At 32.9% G+C, this 5908-nt stretch carries 8 protein-coding genes; 5 read left to right on the forward strand and 3 right to left on the reverse strand.

Annotation, left to right across the window (positions count from 1 at the left end; all coding sequences use genetic code 11):
• Positions 1 to 76: 76 nt before the first annotated feature.
• The 3 genes from D5R40_RS29665 to D5R40_RS29670 form a co-directional block, all read right to left on the reverse strand.
• On the reverse strand, positions 77 to 538 hold the full coding sequence (locus D5R40_RS29665; RefSeq protein WP_124147406.1) for a hypothetical protein: 462 nt from the start codon (positions 536 to 538) through the stop codon (positions 77 to 79).
• Positions 539 to 1005: 467 nt separating this feature from the next.
• Positions 1006 to 1137, reverse strand: a complete 132-nt coding sequence (locus D5R40_RS41600; protein ID WP_275670459.1) for a hypothetical protein — start codon at positions 1135 to 1137, stop codon at positions 1006 to 1008.
• 51 nt (positions 1138 to 1188) lie between these two features.
• Positions 1189 to 1656 (reverse strand): hypothetical protein, encoded by a 468-nt coding sequence (locus D5R40_RS29670; protein ID WP_124147407.1) that lies wholly within the window; start codon positions 1654 to 1656, stop codon positions 1189 to 1191.
• 566 nt (positions 1657 to 2222) lie between these two features.
• Between D5R40_RS29670 and D5R40_RS29675 the strand changes: the two genes are divergently transcribed.
• The 5 genes from D5R40_RS29675 to D5R40_RS29690 all read left to right on the forward strand — a co-directional run bounded on the left by D5R40_RS29675 (position 2223) and on the right by D5R40_RS29690 (position 5832).
• Positions 2223 to 2615, forward strand: coding sequence for a DoxX family protein (locus D5R40_RS29675; RefSeq protein WP_124147408.1), 393 nt, complete (start codon positions 2223 to 2225; stop codon positions 2613 to 2615).
• Between the two features lie 460 nt (positions 2616 to 3075).
• A complete protein-coding gene (locus D5R40_RS29680) occupies positions 3076 to 3924 on the forward strand; it encodes a DUF3598 family protein (RefSeq protein ID WP_124147409.1) in 849 nt (282 codons plus the stop codon).
• A gap of 328 nt (positions 3925 to 4252) precedes the next feature.
• Complete coding sequence (locus tag D5R40_RS29685; protein ID WP_124147407.1) at positions 4253 to 4720, forward strand: hypothetical protein; 468 nt, start codon at positions 4253 to 4255, stop codon at positions 4718 to 4720.
• Between the two features lie 51 nt (positions 4721 to 4771).
• On the forward strand, positions 4772 to 4903 hold the full coding sequence (locus D5R40_RS41605; RefSeq protein ID WP_275670459.1) for a hypothetical protein: 132 nt from the start codon (positions 4772 to 4774) through the stop codon (positions 4901 to 4903).
• A 467-nt stretch (positions 4904 to 5370) separates the two neighbouring features.
• Entirely contained in the window at positions 5371 to 5832 is a 462-nt protein-coding gene (locus tag D5R40_RS29690; RefSeq protein WP_124147406.1) for a hypothetical protein, read from the forward strand.
• The last annotated feature ends 76 nt before the right edge of the window (positions 5833 to 5908 follow it).

Consider the following 5908-nt stretch of genomic DNA (forward strand, 5'->3'; position numbering starts at 1 on the left):
GCGTCAATCCTATCCGTTTTCAAGGAGAGGTAATAATTAATTATTAATTATTAATCGTTGAACACCTACCACCTTCTTATTTCCTAACCTTTAATCCTGTCATAGTTTCAAGTTCTTGTCTGAATAATAAAGCATATCGACTAGGGATATCAACCAAGGTAACGCTTTCATTATTTTGTGCATCCAAATAAACAATTGCTATTTGAACCCTAGCTTGTTTATCTATAGCACTAATTATTCCACCTACAGGAGAAAGAATACCTTTAGCAATACTTTTTCTGACTTGAGTTTTCGCATAATCTCCTGTAGAAAGTTCTGTAATTTGTTCTTTCTTTAAAGTAAAATTAGCATCTTGATATTCTTCTTTATCAAATTCTATATCCAGGCGCTTACCCGAAATATCTACGTTGACTTCGCATTGATTTAACTCCCCATTATTATTATTTAAACAATGAGCACCATGAGTTCTAGCTAAGGCAATATTAGCTGGAAAAAATAATGAAGCAATAGAGACAAGAGCAATTAATTGTTTTTGCATAATTTTAGCCATTTTAATTAATAAAAGTCAGGAGTCAGGAGGAAGAAAGAAGGAAGTTTTTGGCGTTGCATAGTGACGAATGATTTTAGATTTTTGATGAACAGGATTTTGGATTAATCAATTGCTAGAATGATTGATATTAGGTTTTTTTAGTCAAAGTCTAAACTAATTTTTGGCAATATCATTCCATAATGTGCAACCCCAAGTTTTTTATCACGCTATTAAACGGACATGATATTAGTTATATAGGAGAGAAGGAATAAATGGATACTGAAAAGTTGCCCCTCCCAGTCTACAAACCCCAAAAAGCTTGTAGAAACTATTGAGGCGGTGGAGTATTACAACAGATTTCACCATGGCGTGAGGTACATCCTTCGCAGGCAAGATGCCCGCACTATCAACATCTTAACGTTAATATTTGTACTTCATATACAACCGAATCTGCTGTAAACCCATGAAGAAAAAGGTTAGTGGTGCATTGTAATGGTATAGTTGCCACTGGGAGCATCTTGCTCCCGTTCTAATGATTTTTGCCATGATATAGCCAGAGAGAGCATTTTATACCATTTCTGAATAATAATGCTATATTTGATTACCATCTCCCTACTCCCCTACTCAAGGAAACATAGAAAAGTTTTTGAGGTTTGGTATTATTCAGAACTACGAATCTGTAAACCAGTCAAAATTTCTAAATCTTTCATTAGAGGTTCGCTTTGTTTTGTAGGAATATCAATCATAGTGACATTTTTATTGTTTTGATAATCCACATATTCAATAGCTAACTGAGTCCTGTCCTGTTTAGCAAACATACCAACTAAAGCTCCCAACGGACCGAGAATTAAACTGGCACCAATAGTTTCTTTGGCTCTTTTTTTAGCATATTCACCAGTTGAAATTTCAGTAATTTGATTACCTCTCAACTTCATATTAACATCTTGAAATTTTTCAGATTTAAAATTCATTTCCAGGCTGTTATTTCGGTCTGAGATAATAACTCTACACTTTTTCATTTCACCACTAATAATATTCAGGCAGTGAGCGCCATGTTCTCCAGCTAAAGCCTGGTTGTTACTCCAAACAACTGTAGCAATAGATATCAAAATAGCAATTTTTTTCATACTCTTAATGTAGTGAATTAATACTTAATCAGATTGACTAAAGCTTTTTATATATTAGCTCTAATAAACCTAAACTATATTATATTATCTAGAGAATTAGTGTTGGATAATTAACAGTATCAAGAATAAAAAACATCTATAGCGCTACCCGCTAGGGAACAGGGAATAGTGAACTGTAAAAGTGTTTTAGGATTGAAAAATGTCCTAACCAATTCTTGTAATGCTATAAAGTTGATATCGATAAAATTATGGCCAATTTCATTAGTATCCCCAGATACTTTTTCCTTCTTGCTTTTTCAAATAACAATCCTAATATCAAGTCTCATTAATTAGCCATAATAAAAATGTTTTCTCTGATAAATTTCTCCCTATTCCCTATTCCCTATTCCCTAAATTTTGTATTGTGGGTATTCAAAGAGACATGATATAAATCATTCCTAATATTGCTGCGATGTTTCCCATTTCCTATTCCCGATATATTGTATGAAGTTTTACAAAAAATCAATATCTATAGTTGTAAATATCAAATAAAATAGTAAACGAAAAAGTATACTAGCCAAAGCAACATGAATAATTTACAAAAGTGGACATCACTCTTAGGTAGAATATTTCTCTCTGCAGTTTTTATCAAATCAGGTATTGGTAAAATTTTAGATCCAGCAAGTGCTCAACAATATATGGCATCTGCTGGAATTCCTGGTTGGCTTTTATTTCCGACAATTGCTGTTTTATTAATAGGTGGATTATCTGTTTTAGTAGGTTATAAAGCCCGTTATGGCGCACTTTTATTAATAGGATTTTTAATTCCAAGTACTGTAATTTTCCACAATCTTTTTGCAGATGCTTCTCAGGAAATTGCTTTTATGAAAAATCTTGGATTAATTGGAGGATTGTTAATGATTTATTCTTTTGGTCCAGGTTCAATTAGTTTTGATGGGAAAAATATTAATTATGATTAAAGAAGGCAGAAGGCAGAAGGCAGAAGTCAGAAGGGAAAATTACTTATGGATAGTATCCGACATGGCACTTCGTTTCTTATAACCCCAAACAATTTTAAGCACTCCTGTTGACGGTGAGGTATTAAACCCGCTACAGAAAAAATAATACTAAATTTATTGAGGAAAAAAGTCAAAAATAAACTTAATAATTTCCTAGATTTATACACAAACATAGTATGGAAATTGCTATATCAAAAGTTTAAAATTCAGACAAAGCAAAATTTTACCTTCTTCCTTCTTTCTTCTTCTTACCGAATAATTAAGGTTTAAAGCCTCTCCTTTAAATGAGAAACAAGAAAAAATTTTCCTTTTATTCAATCCTATCCGCTTTCGGGAGAGGTAATTATCAATTATCCATTATCAATTATCAATTATTGAATTCTTCCTTCTGCTATAAATATCAATAAATTTGTTAGAAAATATGAAAACACAGTGGGAAAACTTTTTACAAAATCTTGGTGAATGGCATGGTTCATTTACTAAAATTTCTGCTCAAGGAGATATAGTTGAAGATACACCTAGTATTCTGATTTTAGAAAGTTTGGATGATCAGAATAAAACAGTCCGTCTCACTCTTCGTCGCTTTACTTCTTCAGGGGATAATTCTCAGCCAAAAGTTAATGAATTAGTCAGAGAATATCAAACCTTTGGCAAAGATACTATGTTTTTTGAAGATGGTGCTTTTTCTCAAGGTTCAATTCAAATATCACCAATTTCAGTTAATGGCGCTGAGTTTAGTTTTATTAATCAAAATCGTCGTCTTCGTTTAGTAGAATTATTTAACCAGGATGGAAGTTTCCAAACATTAACTTTAATTCGAGAAAAACGAGCAGGTACAAATGCTTTAGAAAATCCAACTCTCACAGTAGATGCTTTATTAGGGAAATGGCAGGGAGAAGCTATTACTATTTATCCCGATTTGCGGACACCGGATGTTTATCCAACTCAAATGGAGTTAAAAATTGATAATACAGGTCGATTATTGCAGCAAATTACTTTTGGTAATACTAATCAGAAAATAATTACTTCTACTGCGAGAATTGAAGGCTCTATTTTACACTTTGACCAAGGTTCTCAACCTGTAAAAGTCTTACTTATTCCTGATGGTGCTTCTGCTACTTTGCCGATTAAAGTTGAGTTGAGAAAACCTGTATTTTTTGAAGCTGGTTGGTTAATTAAACCTGACCTTCGTCAACGACTTATTCGTACTTATAATGAGAAAGGAGAATGGGTTAGTTTAACTTTAGTTACTGAGCATAAAATTAATTAAAATTACTTTTAGCAAGACCTAAGTAACCTGGAAGAAGGAAGAAGGAAAAAGTGGATGGGGATACTAATGAAATTGGCCATAATTTTATCGATATCAACTTTATAGCATTACAAGAATTGGTTAGGACATTTTTCAATCCTAAAACACTTTTACAGTTCACTATTCCCTGTTCCCTAGCGGGTAGCGCTATAGATGTTTTTTATTCTTGATACTGTTAATTATCCAACACTAATTCTCTAGATAATATAATATAGTTTAGGTTTATTAGAGCTAATATATAAAAAGCTTTAGTCAATCTGATTAAGTATTAATTCACTACATTAAGAGTATGAAAAAAATTGCTATTTTGATATCTATTGCTACAGTTGTTTGGAGTAACAACCAGGCTTTAGCTGGAGAACATGGCGCTCACTGCCTGAATATTATTAGTGGTGAAATGAAAAAGTGTAGAGTTATTATCTCAGACCGAAATAACAGCCTGGAAATGAATTTTAAATCTGAAAAATTTCAAGATGTTAATATGAAGTTGAGAGGTAATCAAATTACTGAAATTTCAACTGGTGAATATGCTAAAAAAAGAGCCAAAGAAACTATTGGTGCCAGTTTAATTCTCGGTCCGTTGGGAGCTTTAGTTGGTATGTTTGCTAAACAGGACAGGACTCAGTTAGCTATTGAATATGTGGATTATCAAAACAATAAAAATGTCACTATGATTGATATTCCTACAAAACAAAGCGAACCTCTAATGAAAGATTTAGAAATTTTGACTGGTTTACAGATTCGTAGTTCTGAATAATACCAAACCTCAAAAACTTTTCTATGTTTCCTTGAGTAGGGGAGTAGGGAGATGGTAATCAAATATAGCATTATTATTCAGAAATGGTATAAAATGCTCTCTCTGGCTATATCATGGCAAAAATCATTAGAACGGGAGCAAGATGCTCCCAGTGGCAACTATACCATTACAATGCACCACTAACCTTTTTCTTCATGGGTTTACAGCAGATTCGGTTGTATATGAAGTACAAATATTAACGTTAAGATGTTGATAGTGCGGGCATCTTGCCTGCGAAGGATGTACCTCACGCCATGGTGAAATCTGTTGTAATACTCCACCGCCTCAATAGTTTCTACAAGCTTTTTGGGGTTTGTAGACTGGGAGGGGCAACTTTTCAGTATCCATTTATTCCTTCTCTCCTATATAACTAATATCATGTCCGTTTAATAGCGTGATAAAAAACTTGGGGTTGCACATTATGGAATGATATTGCCAAAAATTAGTTTAGACTTTGACTAAAAAAACCTAATATCAATCATTCTAGCAATTGATTAATCCAAAATCCTGTTCATCAAAAATCTAAAATCATTCGTCACTATGCAACGCCAAAAACTTCCTTCTTTCTTCCTCCTGACTCCTGACTTTTATTAATTAAAATGGCTAAAATTATGCAAAAACAATTAATTGCTCTTGTCTCTATTGCTTCATTATTTTTTCCAGCTAATATTGCCTTAGCTAGAACTCATGGTGCTCATTGTTTAAATAATAATAATGGGGAGTTAAATCAATGCGAAGTCAACGTAGATATTTCGGGTAAGCGCCTGGATATAGAATTTGATAAAGAAGAATATCAAGATGCTAATTTTACTTTAAAGAAAGAACAAATTACAGAACTTTCTACAGGAGATTATGCGAAAACTCAAGTCAGAAAAAGTATTGCTAAAGGTATTCTTTCTCCTGTAGGTGGAATAATTAGTGCTATAGATAAACAAGCTAGGGTTCAAATAGCAATTGTTTATTTGGATGCACAAAATAATGAAAGCGTTACCTTGGTTGATATCCCTAGTCGATATGCTTTATTATTCAGACAAGAACTTGAAACTATGACAGGATTAAAGGTTAGGAAATAAGAAGGTGGTAGGTGTTCAACGATTAATAATTAATAATTAATTATTACCTCTCCTTGAAAACGGATAGGATTGACGC

Source organism: Okeania hirsuta (assembly GCF_003838195.1).
GTDB classification, from domain to species: domain Bacteria; phylum Cyanobacteriota; class Cyanobacteriia; order Cyanobacteriales; family Microcoleaceae; genus Okeania; species Okeania hirsuta.